This is a genomic window from Azorhizobium sp. AG788 (genome assembly GCF_943371865.1).
Classification (GTDB): Bacteria; Pseudomonadota; Alphaproteobacteria; order Rhizobiales; family Xanthobacteraceae; genus Azorhizobium.
The window spans coordinates 178,416-197,018 of the sequence record NZ_CALRWL010000002.1 but is presented as its reverse complement, the minus strand read 5'-3'; the positions used below and the strand labels follow the sequence as shown (position 1 = coordinate 197,018).

Sequence of the window (18,603 nt, the reverse complement as noted above, 5' to 3'; positions counted from 1 at the left end):
GCAGCGTTGATTAGAGCCTGAAGGTCCGAAATGGTGGCGCAAAGCGGACGTCGCTGAGAGGGCACTCGAGGAGCAGGTATGCGTCAGAAGCTGCCATGACGAACGACCTTCGAGCACGTCGGCTAAGCAGGACATTCCAGACGTTCGCCGCGCCGCAAGCGAGGCAAACAGCTCTATCCACTTGTCGCACCACGCCCGGCGAGGAAGCAGCCAATCGCTGCCAGCTGCACCGCTGCTGCGGCCGCGAAGATTGCAAGGCCGTGGTCTCCAACGTTCATTCCCACATGGAAAATGTCTGACCGGAGGAAGCCGAAAATGGCGGGCGCAAAGGCGTAGCCGCCCTGTCCAATGGCGACGATCAGGGGAACGACCCGTGCCGCATCCGGTGGAGCGAACTCCTTCTGGGCGATCAGCGGTGGCAGAGAGGTCGCATTGCCAATTCCCAGTCCGAACAGCGAAACTCCCAGGATCAGGCACATATTGCTACCCGCGGCAGCCGCGACGACGAGCAGGAGCGACCCGAGCAGTTGCACGCCATAACTCAGGCACGCGACGATGCGCCAGTCGGCGGATGGGGGCATCAGCCAGCCCACCGCCGACCGGCCCACAATGGCTGCCAGTGTCGCCGCGCCCATGGCAAAGCCCGTCATTCGCTCGCCCAAGACCGGCACCAGCAGCGAAAACAGGTGCGCCAACAGGCCGATCTGCGCGAAGAGGCCGAGCATCATGCCCCCCGCAAGCGTCAGGAACTGGCGATCTCGCCAAAGCGACCCCCGCGCAGGCAAAATCGGCGCGGTTCGTCCTGTCAGCGGCGGCGCAAGCCCGCCATCGGCCACCTGTCTCAGACCTTCGGGCGTTTTCGAGAATACCCAGACTGAGAGTATGACGACCACCAGCACCATCACGCCGCCGACCGACAGTGCTGCGAATTTAAAACCGATGGTCGCGATGAGCATGATCCACAGGGGCGAGAAGATGACGCCTCCAAGGCTGGCGCCGTTATAGGCCATGCTCAATGCCGCTGGACGTCTTTGCGTGAACCACGGTGCGATCAGGGCGTTCACGGCTGCGGCTCCCATGGCAACCCAACCTGCACCACTCGCAAAGGCAGCAAGGAAAAGCTGCCAATGCTGCTGCGCCAACGCCCAACCGAGCGTTCCGAGCGCCAGCAGCAGCGCACCCATGACGGTCGCCTGCGCCACGCCGACCCAGCGATAAAGTTTCGGCAAATTGGCGACGACGATGGCACCGACCAGGAAATGCGTTGTGACAGCCGCCGATACGATCGGCACGGGCCAGCCTGTGCGGGCAACGACCGCATAGAGAAAGACGGGCGGACCATAGAAGCCGACGCCCCAGCCAAAGACGGCGAGAACGAACGTCGCCGAGACCACGTGCCAGCCGAAGAACGGTCGCGGCGTGAAGAATGATGATGGTGTCATGAATGATCCCGATGTTGCGATCCGTTGATCGCAACAAATCCGCGGCCGATGCTTCGACCGAGGCCGAAGCAATGCGACCAGCGCGGCGCTATGCTGGAGATCAATGAAAGGCTGGCAGATAGTGACAGCGAACGGAATGGCGGAAGTCACGGCGGCGGTCGGCGAGCCCGCACGGGCCGCCATGCTCACGGCCCTGATGGACGGTCGCGCATTGACGGCGAGCGAACTCGCCAAAGTCGCCGCGATCACCCCGCAAACCGCCAGCAGCCATCTGGCGCGGTTGATCGTCGTTGGCCTGATCGTGGTCGAGAAGCAGGGTCGTCATCGGTATCACCGGCTAGCGAGCCCGGCTGTTGCACATATGATCGAAGGCATCATGCAGATCGCAGGGGGGCTTCAGGCGCGCCCACTTGCCCGAACAGGTCCACGGGATCCTGCAATGCGCGCCGCAAGGACGTGCTACGATCACCTTGCAGGGCAACTCGGCGTTGACATTGCGGATGCTCTGCAAGCGCGCGGAGCTGTAGAGATCGACGGCGACGGCGCCCTGTTGACCGAAACGGGCCGCACATGGATGCGCGACATGGGCATCCTGAAGCCCGATGCCGGCAAACCCTCCTCTCGACCATTCTGCCGACCCTGCCTGGATTGGAGCGAGCGGCGGCCACATATTGCCGGCGTTCTGGGGGCCGCGATTTGCACGCACGCTCTCGAACAAAATTGGGTGCGGCGTCGGGTGGCGAACCGCGCGCTGGAGATCACGCCGAAAGGCCACATCGCCCTCAAGGCGACGTTCGGGATTACCTGTGCCGGATAGAATGAAATGGGCCGCGAAGCTGACGTTCGCGGAAAAGGCGCTGGAACATCGGCACCGGGTCAGAAGCGGCCCGTAAGCTACTGAAGGGGTATGCTCCCGGGTCCTCCGGGCGGCAGCTTCCGCGCACCGCTGTGTTGGAGCACCTCGCCATCTCTACCCCCTCTCACCGGCGCTCGCCGGCAATGAAAAAAGCCCGCTGCGGGAATCGCAGCGGGCTTACTTTTTGTCGGGCGAGCCAATCCAGTAGATGCCCGCTTCTGCTGGTTTTCCTATCCCGCCCCAAACTATCGGCGGGTAAAACCCCAAATTATAGACCTAATTTCAATATCCTATGCGGACATTGACATGTCGATGCACCCAAAGGATGGCGCACCAATTTTTTAAGTAATTGATATTGTGTATTTATTTTTCGAGGTTTGGCGCAGGTGGCATCGATTGGTAGCCAAAGATTGGCTCACGAGGCCCCCCACAGATTGGCTCACCTGCGCCAACCTATGGCTCACATCGCTCAGGGCACAAAAAAGCCCCCGGCCGGAGCCGAGGGCGAGGGAGTCAGGACTTCAACGAACAGGTCGCTAATCGAAGATCACGTCTCGGACCTGCGTGACCTCGAAGAAGGTCGCCTTCACCTCATCAGGCGGGAAGGCCGGAGCGATGTCCAACTTCCTCATGGCCGCCGTCACGCTCCCGATGTACATCGACCGCTGAAGGGCGAGGTTCCGGGCCGAGATGTACCGGCCGAGGAACTCTTCCAGATCAGCCTCGTCGACGACTCGCTGGGTTTGACGGCTGATCGGATTGACGATTGTCCTCGACGGAAGGATCGAAAGGTCGACGAGCGCCTTCACGACAGCGGTGCTGGCCTCCATCTTCTTCTCGACCTGCCGCAGCGAGAGCCCTTCTCGCTCGGGCTTCATGGCCCTGGTGATCTCATCCGGATCGACCCTGATTCCAGCGAAGGCCCCCTCCCCGGGATCCAGCCGCACCGTTCCGAGCCGACCATCCAGAAGCAGGCGCACGACATCGACGCCGGACACGCATGCTCGCGTCGCTGCCTTGGAGACGGAGACCAGCTTCCCGTCCTCAGCACCGGCCGGTTGCGCGCCCCATACCAGCCGCGCCAGCAGATCGTCCAGATCCTTGGGATCGAAAGCATGATCGATGTCGCCCTTCGCTCCCTCAATGAACGGGGCAAGGATTCCGGCCTTCAGGAGGTGCTGTTCCAAGGGCCTCGGTAGTCCGAGATAATCACGTGCCTCCTTCAACGACATCGACCTTCCCACCTTCGCCAGAAACTCCGAGGCAGCATCGGCCGGGAACTGGACGCGGTCGTCCGGGAGCGACATCGTTTCCTCGGAGATGTGGCCCTCCCGCAGGAGCAGCTTCCGCAGTCGCTTGCGATGGATTCCGAAGGCGTTCGACGCCGAGCGAACCGAGTGCAGCCTTCTCCCTTCGACCTGATGCCCGAAAGCGCCCCGCCCGGCAGGCAGTGGCATCGTCTCTGCCGCGACCTCCGCCAGCATCCGGCGCAGCGGATCGTAGGCGCTGTCGTCGGTGTCATGGCCAAGCCAGCTCTCGAGACGACCATACATCGAGCGAAGGCCAATACGCTCGCCCGGGAAGGCCTCCTGCAATCCCGTCAGCAGGTCACGTACGCCGTCCTTTCCTCGCGAGAGGATGTCGAAGCCTTCGCCGCCGGCACGATGCCAGAGCGCATCGGTCATCTCCTCGTCTCGGTAATCAGGGCCACTCCCCATGACGGCCCCAATCACCTCGCTGGACTTCGCCGCGGCGTGGAAGGACAGCTCGTCGAGCCAAGACGCCTCCGCGTTGCCCTCCAGCCGGAGGAGCAGGTAACGCTCCAGGCTGGAAGGCGTACGGTGACCCGCGCTCTCGGCCATGACCTCCATGGCCCCAAGATGGGGCTGCACGAGTAGCGAGAAGTCGTGTACGCGCTGCGGATGGTCGTCTTCGCTGATGACCGACAGGGCGACATTGTGCTCGGGGCAGGTCCGGATGGATTCAACCAGCCAGATCACCCGGCCATAGGGCCGCGCATTGACCGGACCGCGGCCTTCGGTGATGTCCTTCCGAAGACAATGAGGACAGACGCGGAGCGCCGCCCTGCTCATAGCATCGCGGACGAGATGGTGGCCGCGATACGTGAACTGCCGCTCCTCGTACCGCACGATCGCGTTCGATACGAGCGCACCTTCGCTGGCCCGCGTAAGAGTTGCCAGAGCCGAGAGCGCTTCGGGCCGCCCGTCGACGATGTCCATGAAGGCCAGGCCGAAGTCACGGCAGAACCGGCGCGCAGAACGCCCCACGATAGCAGCGACGCGCGAGCAGAAGCTCGCCGGCGTCTCGCCGGGCATGAAGGCGGTCGTTAGGGACGGGGGAAGCTGATTCATCACTTGCGCCTCCTGCGCTTCTTGACCGGTTCGTCGACAACCGGGGCATAGAGCTCCCCGTCACGCCGACGAAGTGCGAGACGCGGGTCGATCTTTTCCCAAATGTCCTGCGTGAAGACGTTGCTGTCGGGATCGCACCCCGTCCGGCGCTTGTAGGCTTCGGCGAAATGCCGGACCTCGAGCCGCTTCGCTCCGCCGTGCAGTGCGTTTTCCACCGCGTCCTGAATGAGCTCGATGACGATACCAAACCGGTTGATCGCCGCGTGGATCAGCCGCGCGATGAGGGAGTCGTCGGAGAACAGAGGTACGTCGAGCTCGCCCTTATCCTGACCGAGGCCAAGCATCGCATCCCGGACGAGCTTGGCATCCTTCTTGAGGTCGATATCCTCGATGTAGAGCGGAAGCGCCCGCCGCCATACCTGCTCATCCGCGGGATCCTGCGTAAGGGCTGCGATGTCGGGCGTACCGGAAAGGATCAGCCAAACGGGCCAGTCCTTGCTCTGCATGAGCGACTTGAAGGTGTTGCGGACCTTCTGAATCTCAATGGGGTTATGGCACTGCAAGACGTGCCCAACCTCATCGAAGTGCAGGAAGTAGACGCCACGCTGCTTCAGCACGGCCGGCACGATCTGCCAGACTTCCGCCTCCCGGAGCTCCCGGGTGACCGGATAGCCGGCGGCCTGCAAGGTCGCCATCCCAAGCATCCGCATCGTGCACGGAGACGGCACGTCGACGGATAGCAGCGGGCAGTCGACGCTCCGGTCCCCGTAGCCTTCGAACTCCTGCCGCCGCCGAAAAATCCGCGTCAGACTCCGCGTCTTCCCCGAGCCGGATTCACCCAGCACCATCAGAGGCCGGGCCTCGGCGAGGCGGCCAACGAGGTTGCCGCTCTCCCGCGCGTCCTGAACGCGCAGGCAGTGATCAATCATCTCCTCGATGCGCTCCCCGATGACGCGGTCTCGATCGGAGATGATGTAGGCAGAGTGAAGCTTTGCAACGCGGTCGGAGACCGAGGCGCGCTGCGTCGTCTGCAAGCGCCGCATGCGCTCAAGGGAGCTCTCGCGGCGTTCGGGGGTGGGCTGGTCATTCGTGTTCATGCTCAGTCCTCCATGAAGCTGGTGCCACGAGCATGCCGACCGTCGTGATCATCGGTCACGGAAGGGGCAGTTTCAGTCGGCTCGGGGGACGATCCGTCGTTCGGCGTGACCTCGCCCGCTGCGAGGGGGAGATCGTCGAACAGGGGCAATTCGGCGTCGCCCCGATCGAAGTCGAACGCCTTCGTGAAAGTACGTTCGAACGCCTCGATGCCCTTGTGATCGAGAAGTGAGGATTCGATTCCAGCCCGAGCCTCCGCAGCACGGGCGATGCCCTCGATCTCGGCAAGGGTCTCGAAGACGATGGTCTCGCTCACCTTCGCGAGGTTGGCATTCCTACGCCGCACGCGCTCGGCTGCCAGCATCCACTGGTGTGCGGACACGCCGTCGAAGCCATGCTGGATGCATTCGACCGTCAGCCACTCGCCAACGTCCTTCTCAACCGAGATATGCCCGATGTCGGCCCGATCGATCCGCACACGGACCTTCCCACTGCGCTTCAGCCGGCGCAGCTTCTGCAATTCGACGGACTGATAATTCAGGCCGAGTACACGGACACCGTGATTGCCGATCTGCCGGTCGATATCGAGCCCGAACAGATGACGGGCACGATCGACATCGGGCGGCAACTGCGGCGGATAGAGCTTGGTGAGCCGCAGCCAGGCCGACCGCGGCGTCTCGCCACCGAGGCCCGCATGCGAGGTGTTGTGATAAACGTCTACAACCCAGCGAACGATCAGCCGCCAAAGGTCATCGATGAACAGGCTCGCGTTTCCCTCGGCGTCATAGTCGCCCTTCCGAACGACGTTCTCGAAAGTTCGGCCGCTGAACCGGCCGAACAGGTCCGTGTGCATCGTCCGGAAGAAGCGTTCGATGTGCCCGCGCATCTGCGGGACACCGGCCGGCGGGAACGAAGCTTCGGCATGCAGCCCCAGCACCGCCGTCTGGAACCATTCGTTGGCGTACTCGGGGCCGTTGTCGGTAATGATGGTCTCGAACGTGCCCATCATATCCCAGGGCGTCCGACAATTCAGCGAGCGGGCCATTTCCCGCTTGTCACTGACGGCCATGCGCAGCGTCTCGACCGAACTCGCGCTGGAAACATCCTTCACCAGGAGGAGCCCGAGTACGCACCGGGTCGCGACGTCGAGAACGACGGAAGCCTTCAGCCGGCTGCGCTCGATTTCCGCCTTCGCTTCAGGCGAAAGGCGCTCCCAGATCTCCGTCATCGACATCAAGGTCGACAGCGGAATGGTATTGCCATCGCCCTGGACCACCTCGAGCGGACGGGTGACGTCGAGGCCATTGCGGACGATGCTGAACTTCCTCATCGCCGCCTCGACGCCGTTTCGCGCGGCATAAACCTGGAAGGGGTCGAGCCTCTTCACCACCGTTTCAAACGCGCGCCTGCTCGGAATCGGCAGGGTAGCCTTGCCCTCGGCGGCAAGCTGCATGTTCCGCATCCGGATAGCGTCGTACAGCTTCACCCGGACGCTCTTCAGCGTGGGCTGCTTCCGGTCAAGGTAAAGCCTCGTATGCTCGTCCATGAGCTTCGTGAGCTCACCCGAAAACCGAGAGCAATCGTTGCCGGATGCCATGTAGTTGTCGCAGAGAGACATCGGCTGGAAACCGTACATCTTATAGATCTTCAGCCAGCGGCGAAGCGTCGTCGGAGCCGGCGGATGCTCGATCTTGATGTCTTCACTGCCGTGGCGACCGCGGCCCCGCTGCTCGACGATCGTCCCCGCCAAATGGCGAGCCACGAATGCGCGGATGGATGCGTCGGAGCGAGAGACTTCCTTCTTGCCTTCTTCGGCAAGAAAGAGGTCGCACCATGCCTTCCGACTAAGGAGCTCGCGACGGGCACGTTCCGGAAGATCCGCCACATCGAGGCAGACCTGCTTCAGGGTCAGCCGAACCTTGTTGTAACTGATTTCCTGCGGACGGTGCTCGATCAAGCCATTCTTGAGATACTCGTCAAGATGGGCGTGGGTGAACGTCTCGAGGAACTTGGTGTCATTGCGCCGGGCGAGCACGTGGCCATGCTCGTCCTGCGAAACCGGAGTGTATTCGACACCTTCGATGATCAGGAGATCACTCGGCGCGAAGCGAAAGCGAGCGGGCTGACCGTCGCTGGACGAGGGTACGGGAAGCTGGTCGTTCATGGTCCTCTCCTTCATGGCTCGAAACGGGTCAGAGGTATCAGCGACGGGCAGCGCGCTCGACGCGGCTGCTGCGAGTCAGGCGATCGGTGCCGGCGCGGTGGAGCGTTCCGTCGGCGATCAGGCAGAGCACAGCAATGAAAGCCGCTGGCTCGTTCGGGCGGCTCGCGATGAGCGTCGCGATGGTGGTAGCCCCCCGCAGGTCGGCGACGAGCCCTGAGAGCGCCGAGACCTCGTCATCATCCCGCTGCCGGAGCGCCCAGGTGATGAGCTTTGCGTCGTGAGCCCGCTTCCGGGTGATGTGATCACCGGTGCGCAACTCGATGCGATCAGCATACTGCGGGGACTGATCACGAATAAATTTGAGCGTCTGCTCAATGCGCTCGGTCCGCGATGCCGGCTTGACCGCCACGGAGTGGCGGCTGTCGTCGATCAATTCAACGCGAAAGTCGAAGGTGTGAGAGCGCCGCACGCCTGCATCGTCGATATAAAATACCGGCGCAGGCTGTTCCTGGAAGCTCCGGACGGAGGGATCCGCAATGAACATGTAGGCGAGATCACGCTCGAGCGTGCTCTCGTAGACGATCTCGCGGCCCGTCCGCGGATGCACGAGATACCCGCGCACGGAACTGCGGCTGCGGAGGGCAGGCCGACGCGTTGCCGCGGAAGGCGTTGGTTCTCGCCAGATTGCTTCATGGCGAGCCGTCCGACCGGGCTTTTTGTTGCTCTCGGGAGACCGAATCTCATGATTTTGGTTTGCCTGCTCGGGCATGACACATGGCTCCTCGTTCGCAGCGAAAGCGCCGCGTTTGGTAGTTTCGGATTCGGGAATGTGGATTCACGCTTGTCGCAACTCAGGGCGGAGCAACGACAAGCTAGTCGGCAAATAATGCGCCGTTACTGCGTCATTACTCACTAACGCGATGCATTTCGCCCCATTCATCGATCAATGAGTGCGTTCGCCAGATGCTGCAATGTCCCTCAGACAGCCGCCCTATCAGCCGCGCGGCACTAGGCCGGGCGCAGCGGGCGGAAAACCCAATGTAGTTGGGGAGGGAGAGGGAATTCCCGAACGGTTCGGACACCACAAGGGGCAAATCAGTCCGACGCGTCGTGTAGCACCGAATCGATACCGAATCAGAGGAGCTTCGACAAGAGATCAACGGAGCAGCGGCGCAAGTTTATTTCGCACCTCGCGCACGAAATATTAGCACCTCAACATTCGAGACTGCGTTTGCGATTCGCCTGTGACAACAGGCTTCAGCAAAGCAGTGATGGGAGGTGCTGGACGCGGAGACTGGACCGAAACAATGGAGGCGCAGGGTCCGCTCCGCCGAGGCACTTGACATGGCCTAGTGCCATCTGCCTACTTGCAGCAGGACGCCGCGCGTGTCGGGTGCTACACGAACCCGCGCGACGTCCCTGCTACATAAGCCTCTCCTTTTGTGAGGGCTCGATATTAGGCTGCCCGGATTTTATCGGGGCAGCCTAACTTTTTTGGCCTTTGTCTTCGCGCGGAGCTGCTTAACCATGGGCGCGAGATTCCGGCCGTAACTCTCAAGCTGATCACACAGATCATCGCTCATTCGATAGATGCCCGGCGCAAGGCGTTCAATTAACCCTAAAGCCTTGAATTGGCTCGCCCTGTTCCGAATAGTCTCGAACACTACCCTTAGGCCTGCCTCCGCAGCACCATCAGCGAAATCGTTTAATGTAAACGATTCTGATTTCTCAATTATGCAGTAGAACGCCCCCAACCACGCACGAGGCATCGCCACGTGCGCAACTTCGGCAACGGGGGAACGTTCAGCTAACTCCACCAGCATAGATCTCCGGCCGTCAAGCCACTTTGCTTCTACGTTCAGGTCGATCAACCGGTCAACGATTTCTTGTATATCGCGTTCCAATTCGACGAATTTTGTCAGCAGCTCTTCTCGGCGACTCAGGAGATCAAACTCCTGTTGCTGCAAATCGCGTTCGGCGCGCTCGAGTTTTTCTGCGTCCATGTGAACTGAGGTAACGCGATTCTTTCATTCACGCTAGCCCCAGTGATTAACGGTGTGACTCGCGGGAATGCTCATTCACGTCCGACACAGATCGGGTCCGGCGATCGGCAATAAACTCTGAGCCGCACCGCATTCACCTTGGCAGTGTCCTCAGATATCGACAACGAAGTCGGGCATGAAACCCGTCGGCTCAAATGCATATCCTTTCGGATTGCAGACCACGCGCGTCAGGCCGACGCGGTAGTCGCCCCCCTCGTGAACGTGACCATGCACCCAAATGTCAGGCGCGTGCCGAATGATGAGATCGGTGAGATCCGATGCGAACGCAGGGTTCAATGGATCTCCGGCAAAGCGCGAGCCGATGGAACGCGGCGTTGGCGCATGGTGGGTGACGACGACAGTCGGCCCGTTGAAGGGCTGCGCGAGCATCCCATCGAGCCAGGCTCGCGCCCGACGATGAGCTGACGCTGCATCTTCCGGACGAAAGGCTCCGTAGCCGGTCCCGATCTCGCGATGATCGGTCATCCCTACCGTTGCTGCCTTCATGGAGCCCAAGTAGTCGCCATCCAGCGTATAGTCGGTCCAGAGTGTGGCCCCGAGAAAGCGGACTCCTTGGGCGATGGTCCCATCTTCCTCCAGGAAGTGGATCCCCGCCTCCGCCGCAAGCTGCCGGGCCAGTGCCTTCTCGTCGGCGAGCCGGGTGCCGTAGAAATCCGCGTTTCCGGCGACCATCACGATTGGCAGATCCGTGCTTTTCCGCAGCCATCGAATCCCGGTGGAGAGCGGGGTCGCAACATCGCCGGCGACCACCAACATGTCGGGCGTCGGCGAGGGAATGCGGAGATCGAACGGATGCGCATCCAGGTGAAGATCGCTCATAATCCAAAGTTTCATTGTCACCTCCTCACGCGGCTTCGGAATCGGAGGCGGCGCAGCTTCGTGCTGCGTCACTTATGAGTTCGATGAGGTCGGCGTGGGACAGATGGAAGCGCGTTTGCAGTGCATCGGCCACACGGAGCACGCTCTCCCTATGGGCGGCAACAAGCTCCCGGATCTCTTCGTAAAGGCGGGTCAGCGTCGTCTCGACCGCTTTGGCAATGTGCGGTTGAAATAAATGGCGACGGGTGTCGTTCCCGTCAGACCAATATGTCAGCCATGAGTGCTCACCGAGTCCCATGGCTCCCTCGAGGGCGGCGACGATGCGTGTCGCCTGTTCCAAGTCGGATCCAGGCACCCCGCCGGCACCGGCACTGACTTCGCCGATGATCTCCTCTTCCGCCGCGCGCCCTGCCAATAACTGACGAACGATGTTCAGCGCCGTTTCGCGGGTGTCGATATGGTCGGCCGGTCGTTCGAAACGTGTGGCTCCGAGGCGACCGTTTCCGATGCTGACGGTTACGGTCGATGCAATGTTGAGGACGATGGCCGCAACCGCATGACCGGCCTCGTGCACCACTGTCCGCCTCAACGTCGCGGGCGACATGTCCTGCGCCGGGCCCCTGACCTCGCTGACCAGGTCATGAAGGGCTAGGGGGCGCTTTTCCTTCCGAGCCGCCCGCTTCGCCAGCCGCACGAGCTGCTCCACCTCGGCGCCAGTCCTTCCGACAGAGGTCGCCGCGAGAGGACCAAGATCGATACCGGAGAGTTCGCCACCCAGGTGGTGCTTGTAGATCAGCTCGAGCGTTTCTGAATCCGGCAAGGGAATCCGGATTGACCGGTCGAGGCGCCCCGGCCGACGGAGCGCGGCATCGACCCGTTCAGGATCGTTGCACGCCCCGAGGACCACGACACCCTCCCGGCGGTCGGTCCCATCCAAGCATTCGAGCGCGCAGTTGATGATCTGAGTCCAGTAGTCGCGATTCCGGTCGTCGATGTTCTGGCGATCCCCGATCCCATCGATCTCGTCGATGAAGACGATGCACGGAGCCATCTTGGCTGCTTCCGCGAAGATGCTGCGGATCCGCTTCAGGGTCGCCCCAAGGTGGTCCTTCGAATACCACTCGGCGACCGATGTCGCGATGAGAGGAACGTCGCAAGTCGCCGCCAAGGTGCGCGCAAAGGTCGTCTTGCCGACGCCCGGCGCACCGTGGAGAAGCACTCCACGATCGACCTCGTTCCAGGACAGATCCCCGGCCTTGTAGGCGGCGAGATCGTCGGCGAGTTGGATCCCCCAGTCCGTGGCGGGCCCGAACGCGCGGAACTCGCGAAGCGTTGTCGGCCTTGCCTCCACCAATTTCGGTGGCTCTGACTTCGGGATGGGCGTCAACACCTGGACGCGCCGTTGGCATTCGTGGGCGCTCAGGCCGTAAGCGAACGCGACATCGACTTGGCTGGGGGTCAATGCTTCATACGGGTGCCCAATAGGGAAGCGGCAGGGTTCGCCGGTGACGATGCGCCCGAGCCACCGGAGCGTCGGCAGGTCGATCGAGGACAAGACAATTGAGTCGGTCAGAACAGCAAGGAATTCCGGCGGCAGATTTTCTGCATTCTCGTGCCAGAAATAAAGCACGGAAGCCCCACTGGCCAGGCGCTCTCGCGCCTCGTCCTTCCGCATTCCACCGTAACCCTGGTCATGCTCCTTCAGCCCGCAGGCCTTTCGCACTGGCGCGGGCGGGTGGCGTTCCTTGTCCCGGCGCGGAAAACGAGCTTGCACGACGTAAGGAGCCACCTTGAGGAGCACCTCAGCGGCCTGTTCGCAGGGTACCCTCACGGAGATCAACGATGGAGCGGTGCCGATGGCATGCGCGACGTCCGGCTGCCGGTCCAGCATGCGAGCGAATAGCAGGCCGAAGAGCAGTTGTGACGGAAGAGGCCTTGGGCGCACTGACTCGTATCCGAAACCATCCCGCTCTCCGTACTGCGTCAGGCGCCAGTTCTCGGCGTCGCGGGCAGCTCGCGTGCGTACTGCCTTTTCATATGTGCCTATCGCCATAGCTCAGCCTCCCACCACCAAACGGCCCCGATCACGGCGAACCGGCAGCGAGATGACGCTGGAACCGGAGAGCGGCCGAGACACTTCGATACGCAGCCACCCGGCCGCGACGAGCGCCAGCACCGCACCAGCCGGATCCTCATGCTGGCGAACCTGAGCGACGCACTCCTCAAGGCATGAGCTTCCACCTAGTTCCAACAGGTGACGCTCGATCCGGAGCCAGTCTGTCACGGAGGGGATCTGGTCAAGGCAGGCGACCACCGCCGATATGACTTCGAGCCGGGGCTCCCGCAGAAGCCAGGATTCGCGCACGATCAGGAGATTAGTCGTCCCCCAATATCGGGCCAGCTCTCGTCGAAACCCCGGCGGTGTATCTGCCTCATCAGGGATTGCCACGACGACGAGAATCCGATCGGCTAGCCTCGCCAATCGGACGATCGAGCCTCGAGGCCCCATGCATGATTTGAGTCTCTCCCTGCTGCTGGGAACGGGCCGGAAGTCGATGACGCGCGGCGCGATGGCGAGATGCGTATCGAGGGCCTCGGCCAGCCAATCGCTGGGGAGCCGAGGAGTGGCTTTGAAAGGAATCCTGGACGAGTTTGCTATGGCTGAGATCATGGCAAGGCTCCGCCGTCGTCGGAGAAAGGACTCCGAGCGCGATTCGAGATCGGAGGCCGCGCACGAAGTGCGGCCTTTGGGCGATTTGGATCTAAAGGAAAGGTCGGAAACGTTGGACCGGGTCCATTGCACCGCTCGCACGGCGCTCCAGACGCGTCACCTCACGAAGGGGGACCGCCGCTGATGCGTGTCTGTTCCCCGTTTCACGGCATCCCTTCTATCCATTTGGGAATTTTTCGCAACTTCGAGCTCTGAATATGGTTAATGGTCCCCAAATTCGTGCGGCCCGCGCCCTGCTCGGTTGGGATCAGCACACGCTTGCGGATCGCGCGCAGATCGCGGCAAACACGCTCTCCTCATTCGAGGACGGCTCTAGGACACCCCGCGAGCGTGTACGGCACGCAATCGTCGAGGCCCTGAGGAATGCTGGTATTGAGTTCATTGAAACCGACACCAGCATCGGAGTGGCCCTGACCCTTGCCCCTCCAGGGGACGGGAGCCAATGCCCCCCTGATGACGCGAGCCACGGATCAGGCGCTACGCCGCGCGGGGTCTGAAAGGAGCGCTCGGTGCCCCATCGTCGGACGCGTTTGATAGCCCGACATGAGCCTTGTTTTTAAGGCCATTGTAGCCACAAGCGATAGCGGCACTTACTGATCGGGCTGAACCCCTGACGGTCGAAAAACACAGTCGCCCCATCATTGCGGTGCTGCCGGAAGACTACTGGCGGCTGATGGCGAAGCACCGTAATGGCGCACGATGAGCGAGCGGCAATTAATCGCGCGTCCTTGCAAAATGGAATAATAGTGGCACATTCCATCAAGACTCTTACGGATAACGGAAAGTACTACTCAATTCTGGTGCGCACTTGCCTTCATTGACTGGGGTGCCTCTACATGCCAAATGGCAAACCGGCAAGTGGGCAGCCCCAGCGAGCGCACCGGCTCCCCAATGATCAGTGCACCTCCCGGGCTCACGCCGGTGCTTGGCCGCTGACGACCGTTCATGTCCTGGTCCTCAAGTCGGTCCGTAACGAATTTCAAGCTGGATTAGGGCAGAGGGGCAACGTCACGTGCTCCCGACCTTGCCGGAGATCCACATATTTGCGGCCCAGCGGAATGGGTGATCGGCCGTGATCCAGCACCTTCCTCACCCCGCTGGCGTGCCTCGGGCGAAAACTTGTTCGTCGACTTACTCCTCCCGGCCCGACCCTCTCAGTAGTTTGGGCCTCCGACAAATTTGGGGCGGTTCACTGACGGCTGACGCCGTTTGTTTGCTCCTGAACGGCGTGCGTGCCCGCTTCATCGCAGCATTGGCCCGGACGTTGCCGATGTAGTCTGGATTTCGGCAGAACCATCGGCGTGCCATACAGCGGATCCGGCATCACCAAGGATGGCAGTCCAAACACCTGTTTCACCAGCGCTTCGCTCATGACCTCCGCCGGCTTGCCCTGTGCGAAGATCAGACCATCGGACATCACAACCAGATGGCTGGCATAGCGGCAGGCCAGGTTGAGGTCATGCAGAACCACGACGAGCGTCTTCCCTTGGCTGTTGAGAAATTGGCAAAGATCGAGAACCTCGATCTGGTGCGCGAGATCGAGAAAGGTCGTGGGTTCGTCCAGCAGCAGCAAGTCAGTCTCCTGCGCCAGTGCCATTGCAATCCACACTTTCTGCCGCTGCCCACCCGAAAGCTCACTGACCAGGCGGTTCCCCAGCCCCGCGACACCGACCTCTGCCATCGCGGAGCAAACGGCAGCCTCGTCCGCCGCCGACCATTGGCGGAACATGCTTTGGTGTGGATGGCGGCCGCGCGCCACCAGTTCCATCACGGTGATGCCTTCGGGCGCCTCCGACACCTGCGGCAGCACGCCGAGCCGGCGCGCAAGGTCGCGGGGGCGGATCGCGGAGATGTCGGTGCCATCCAGCAGAACCGTGCCTGCGGTGGCGGGGTGTAGCCGAGCCAGTGCGCGCAGCAAGGTGGATTTGCCGCAGGCGTTTGGCCCGATGATGGCGTAGAAGCCGCCGGGCAGGAACGCGAGGTCGATGCCGCGCAGGACGCGTCGCCTGCTATGGCCGGCGTGGAGGCCGCGGGCCTCAAGAATGGGGACGGGCTGGCTCAGCGCGTCGTCTCCCCACGCAGGCTGGCTCGCAGCAGCATTGCGAAATAGAGGCCGCCTACCGCCGCCGTGACCGAGCCCACCGGCAGAACGCGAGGGAGGAACAGGGTTCGCGCAATGAGGTCGCTGCCCACGAGGAAGACAGCGCCAGTGAGCGCGGAAGCGGGCAGCGACAGGCCGGGTCCCCCGCAGATCCTTCGCGCCACCTGAGGGGCGATGAGGGCGACAAAGCCGACGGGTCCGGCGAGAAAAGTCGCGGTCGCAGTGAGCAGAAGGCCGAGTACCGCAAGCTGAAGCTGTCTGGCCGAGGTGGGTTCTCCCAAGGCGCGTGCGCGATCCGGCCCCAGTTCGAGAACCCGGATCGTTCGGCCGTGGGCCAGCGCCAGTGGAACGGCGACGGCGAGAATGATGGCGCCAATGGTCAGACGGCCGGAATCAATCCCGGCGAGGGAGCCGAGTTTCCAGCTTGCTGCCGCCACGGCGGCATCGAGCCGCACGGTCATGATGATCCAGTCGTTGAGGGCGGTGAACAGCGCCCCCACCGCGATGCCGATCAGCACGAGGCGGGCCGGAAAGGCATGGCTGGAGCCCGCAAAGCCATAGACGAGCCCACCCGCCAGAAGCCCGCCGGCGAAGGAAGAGGCGGCGATGACTGCGGGGCCACCGCTACCGAGCATTGCCAGGAGGGCGCCGGTGAATGCCCCTGCATCGAAGCCGATGATGTCTGGACTTCCGAGGGGATTGCGAAGGATCGTCTGAAACAGTGCCCCTGCAAGGCCAAGGGCGGTTCCCACCAAAAGCCCGCCTGTGATGCGCGGGAGCCTCCATTCCACCACGACGAGATGAAGGTCCGCTCCGCTTTGGCCGAGCAGAACCCGCATCACATCGTCCGGAGACACCGGCAGGGTGCCAAAAGACAGCGCCAGCAGCGCGAGCACAAGGCAGGCCACGGCCAGGGCGATCCCACACGCAACGCCCCGGGGCCGCACCGGCAGTGAGAGACGTCCTAGTCGCAATGCTGGGCGAGAGGAGATGCTCCTCTGCCAGAGGCGCCCTTCGCTCATGCGGTTACCCGTCCCCATTTCAGGCGTGCGAGTACAAGGAGGATCGGTGCGCCGACGAGTGCGGTGACGACGCCCGCCGGCACCTCCGCCGGTGCGGCGAGGCTCCGGCCCAGCGCGTCCGCACCGATGAGCAGGGCAGCGCCGATGAGCGCCGCATTGGCCAGAATCTGTCGTTCATCCGCGCCCAGGAGACGGCGAACCATGTGCGGGGCGGCGAGGCCCACAAAGGCAATGGGGCCGGCGGCGGCTGTCGCTCCGCCGGCCAGCAAGATCACCGTCAGCAGGCAGAGGCCTTGGGTGCGGGCGACGGAGACGCCAAGAGACGCGGCGCGATCGGCGCCTAGGGCCATCAAATTGAGCCGAGGCGCGAGGAACGCCGCAAGGATCAGTCCGGCGCCGAGGGCCGGGATCACCGCGGGCAGAATGACGCGCGCATCCCCCGAGAGGGCCCCCACACGCCAGTTGCGCACCAGGTCGAACCGCTCGGGATCGGACAAGGCGAAGCCTTGCGCCAATCCGAAGCATAGGGCGCCCACCGCGACGCCTGCCAAGGTGAGTTGCAGCGGGCTTGCGTCCTTCGTGCCCATGCCGGCGACGAAATAGACGGCGAGCGCCGCCAGCCCCGCCCCCAGGGCGGCCAGCCAGATGAGTGATCCGATACCCGTCATGCCGAACACGCCCGCGCCCAGGACTACGGCAAGGCTCGCGCCCGCATTGACGCCCATGAGGCCCGGATCGCCCAAAGGATTGCGGGTGGCGGATTGGATGATGGCCCCGGACAGGCCAAGTGCCGCGCCCACCAGCAGCCCCAGCAAGGCCCGCGGCAGACGCAATTCCCGGACGATGATGCGGGCTTCCTCGGACCCGCGGCCCGCCAGGGCGTCCAGCACGCTGGCGGGCGAGAGGGGCTTGGCTCCGGCCGAAAGCCCGGCGAGTATGGCAAGGAGCAGCAACAGCAGGCTCAGCAGAAGCGCCCGCGCGCTGTGCCTCCGGCGATGAATGCGCTGTGGTCGGGGCCGCATGCTCATGCGCCGACACGCGCATAAAGGCCATCATAGGCGGCAGCGAGGTAGCCGGCCGTATAGCAGGAGCCGAACGTGCAATTGTCGGCCACGATCTGCACGCGCCCTGCGCGCACGGCCGGCAGGCGCTGCCACAAAGTTTCGTGGGCCAACACCCGAGGCGAGCCGTCGCCGAAGTCGAAGAGCAGAATGGCATCGGCGGCCCCGAGCACATCACCAAAGGCTTCGAGCGCCAATTCGCCATAGGGGCCGAGATGCGCAGCGCTGATGCCATGCCCTCCTAATTCCCTCAGCACCTGCGCGGGCATGACCTGACCATAGCCGGTGCCGGCCGTGCTGATGAGCGCGCGGCGCTTGACGGGATCGAAATAGAGCGACGCCACGACACTCCTGTCGATGACAGCGGCATGCCGGGCGCGAATGTCGGCGATTAGATCCGCTTGGCCCGCGATGCGGCGTGCGGCGCGTCCTTCACGGGCAAGCCAGACGCCAAGCTGGGACAGGTTCTCCTGCCAGGAGAGGCGGTGGTCGCTCGGCAACACGGGGGCAATGCGCGGCAGGCGGGCGAGCGGCCACCAATCGGAATAGGGGGCCGTATCCGGGCACAAGATGAGGTCGGGCTTCAGCGCAAGAATCTGTTCCAGATCCGGCGGTGCGGCAAGAAAAGGCACCCCCGCGGGCACTGGGATCCACGGACGGGCGCGGCTGTGGCTGTAGCCTACGATCGGCAGGTCGAGGGCGAGCGCCGATTCCAGCGAGACGCGGGAGTCGACGGCGATCACGCGGCGCGGCTCGGCCGGTATCTCCACCGGTCCCAGCGGCGTCTCGACCCGCCGCGTTGCGGACGGTGCGGCAACGAGCCTAGATGCGCGCGCGGCAAGGCCCAGGGCTGTGAGGCCCAAGAGCATGCCGCGCC

At 63.1% G+C, this 18,603-nt stretch carries 15 protein-coding genes; 2 read left to right on the top strand and 13 right to left on the bottom strand.

Annotated elements, in window-relative coordinates:
* Positions 1 to 173 precede the first annotated feature (173 nt).
* Positions 174 to 1,442 carry an MFS transporter gene (locus AAG816_RS02280; protein ID WP_341987778.1) on the bottom strand — a complete coding sequence of 423 codons (1,269 nt, stop codon included), beginning with the start codon at positions 1,440 to 1,442 and terminating at the stop codon, positions 174 to 176.
* A 103-nt stretch (positions 1,443 to 1,545) separates the two neighbouring features.
* Between AAG816_RS02280 and AAG816_RS02275 the strand changes: the two genes are divergently transcribed.
* Positions 1,546 to 2,259: a winged helix-turn-helix domain-containing protein gene (locus AAG816_RS02275; RefSeq protein ID WP_341987777.1), complete on the top strand. Its 714-nt coding sequence runs from the start codon at positions 1,546 to 1,548 to the stop codon at positions 2,257 to 2,259.
* Positions 2,260 to 2,834: 575 nt separating this feature from the next.
* Here AAG816_RS02275 and AAG816_RS02270 read toward each other — a convergent pair.
* From AAG816_RS02270 to AAG816_RS02235, 8 genes are all read right to left on the bottom strand, one after another.
* A complete protein-coding gene (locus AAG816_RS02270) occupies positions 2,835 to 4,670 on the bottom strand; it encodes a TniQ family protein (protein ID WP_341987775.1) in 1,836 nt (611 codons plus the stop codon).
* Complete coding sequence (locus AAG816_RS02265; RefSeq protein WP_341987773.1) at positions 4,670 to 5,767, bottom strand: TniB family NTP-binding protein; 1,098 nt, start codon at positions 5,765 to 5,767, stop codon at positions 4,670 to 4,672. Before AAG816_RS02265 ends, AAG816_RS02270 begins: the two co-directional genes overlap by 1 nt.
* A 2-nt stretch (positions 5,768 to 5,769) precedes the next feature.
* Positions 5,770 to 7,929 (bottom strand): Mu transposase C-terminal domain-containing protein, encoded by a 2,160-nt coding sequence (locus AAG816_RS02260; RefSeq protein ID WP_341987771.1) that lies wholly within the window; start codon positions 7,927 to 7,929, stop codon positions 5,770 to 5,772.
* A gap of 37 nt (positions 7,930 to 7,966) precedes the next feature.
* Entirely contained in the window at positions 7,967 to 8,698 is a 732-nt protein-coding gene (locus AAG816_RS02255) for a hypothetical protein (RefSeq protein WP_341987769.1), read from the bottom strand.
* Between the two features lie 703 nt (positions 8,699 to 9,401).
* Positions 9,402 to 9,932 (bottom strand): hypothetical protein, encoded by a 531-nt coding sequence (locus AAG816_RS02250; protein WP_341987767.1) that lies wholly within the window; start codon positions 9,930 to 9,932, stop codon positions 9,402 to 9,404.
* Between the two features lie 150 nt (positions 9,933 to 10,082).
* Complete coding sequence (locus AAG816_RS02245; RefSeq protein WP_341987765.1) at positions 10,083 to 10,826, bottom strand: metallophosphoesterase; 744 nt, start codon at positions 10,824 to 10,826, stop codon at positions 10,083 to 10,085.
* A 10-nt stretch (positions 10,827 to 10,836) separates the two neighbouring features.
* Complete coding sequence (locus AAG816_RS02240; protein ID WP_341987762.1) at positions 10,837 to 12,864, bottom strand: AAA family ATPase; 2,028 nt, start codon at positions 12,862 to 12,864, stop codon at positions 10,837 to 10,839.
* A 3-nt stretch (positions 12,865 to 12,867) separates the two neighbouring features.
* Entirely contained in the window at positions 12,868 to 13,482 is a 615-nt protein-coding gene (locus AAG816_RS02235) for a hypothetical protein (RefSeq protein WP_341987760.1), read from the bottom strand.
* Positions 13,483 to 13,739: 257 nt separating this feature from the next.
* Between AAG816_RS02235 and AAG816_RS02230 the strand changes: the two genes are divergently transcribed.
* Positions 13,740 to 14,039 (top strand): helix-turn-helix transcriptional regulator, encoded by a 300-nt coding sequence (locus AAG816_RS02230; protein WP_341987758.1) that lies wholly within the window; start codon positions 13,740 to 13,742, stop codon positions 14,037 to 14,039.
* A 692-nt stretch (positions 14,040 to 14,731) separates the two neighbouring features.
* Here AAG816_RS02230 and AAG816_RS02225 read toward each other — a convergent pair.
* From AAG816_RS02225 to AAG816_RS02210, 4 genes are all read right to left on the bottom strand, one after another.
* Entirely contained in the window at positions 14,732 to 15,538 is an 807-nt protein-coding gene (locus AAG816_RS02225) for an ABC transporter ATP-binding protein (protein WP_341987967.1), read from the bottom strand.
* Between the two features lie 62 nt (positions 15,539 to 15,600).
* Positions 15,601 to 16,539 (bottom strand): iron chelate uptake ABC transporter family permease subunit, encoded by a 939-nt coding sequence (locus AAG816_RS02220; RefSeq protein ID WP_341987756.1) that lies wholly within the window; start codon positions 16,537 to 16,539, stop codon positions 15,601 to 15,603.
* A gap of 122 nt (positions 16,540 to 16,661) precedes the next feature.
* Positions 16,662 to 17,618 (bottom strand): iron ABC transporter permease, encoded by a 957-nt coding sequence (locus tag AAG816_RS02215; RefSeq protein WP_341987754.1) that lies wholly within the window; start codon positions 17,616 to 17,618, stop codon positions 16,662 to 16,664.
* A gap of 71 nt (positions 17,619 to 17,689) precedes the next feature.
* Positions 17,690 to 18,595, bottom strand: a complete 906-nt coding sequence (locus AAG816_RS02210; RefSeq protein ID WP_341987752.1) for an ABC transporter substrate-binding protein — start codon at positions 18,593 to 18,595, stop codon at positions 17,690 to 17,692.
* Between the last annotated feature and the right edge of the window lie 8 nt (positions 18,596 to 18,603).

Excerpts from the sequence above, each read along its gene's own strand:
- AAG816_RS02255 (WP_341987769.1), bottom strand. The coding sequence starts at position 8,698 with ATGCCCGAGCAGGCAAACCAAAATCATGAGATTCGGTCTCCCGAGAGC.
- AAG816_RS02210 (WP_341987752.1), bottom strand. The coding sequence starts at position 18,595 with ATGCTCTTGGGCCTCACAGCCCTGGGCCTTGCCGCGCGCGCATCTAGG.
- AAG816_RS02280 (WP_341987778.1), bottom strand. The coding sequence starts at position 1,442 with ATGACACCATCATCATTCTTCACGCCGCGACCGTTCTTCGGCTGGCAC.
- AAG816_RS02250 (WP_341987767.1), bottom strand. The coding sequence starts at position 9,932 with ATGGACGCAGAAAAACTCGAGCGCGCCGAACGCGATTTGCAGCAACAG.
- AAG816_RS02245 (WP_341987765.1), bottom strand. The coding sequence starts at position 10,826 with ATGAAACTTTGGATTATGAGCGATCTTCACCTGGATGCGCATCCGTTC.
- AAG816_RS02240 (WP_341987762.1), bottom strand. The coding sequence starts at position 12,864 with ATGGCGATAGGCACATATGAAAAGGCAGTACGCACGCGAGCTGCCCGC.
- AAG816_RS02265 (WP_341987773.1), bottom strand. The coding sequence starts at position 5,767 with ATGAACACGAATGACCAGCCCACCCCCGAACGCCGCGAGAGCTCCCTT.
- AAG816_RS02275 (WP_341987777.1), top strand. The coding sequence starts at position 1,546 with ATGAAAGGCTGGCAGATAGTGACAGCGAACGGAATGGCGGAAGTCACG.
- AAG816_RS02260 (WP_341987771.1), bottom strand. The coding sequence starts at position 7,929 with ATGAACGACCAGCTTCCCGTACCCTCGTCCAGCGACGGTCAGCCCGCT.
- AAG816_RS02235 (WP_341987760.1), bottom strand. The coding sequence starts at position 13,482 with ATGATCTCAGCCATAGCAAACTCGTCCAGGATTCCTTTCAAAGCCACT.
- AAG816_RS02230 (WP_341987758.1), top strand. The coding sequence starts at position 13,740 with ATGGTTAATGGTCCCCAAATTCGTGCGGCCCGCGCCCTGCTCGGTTGG.
- AAG816_RS02270 (WP_341987775.1), bottom strand. The coding sequence starts at position 4,670 with ATGAATCAGCTTCCCCCGTCCCTAACGACCGCCTTCATGCCCGGCGAG.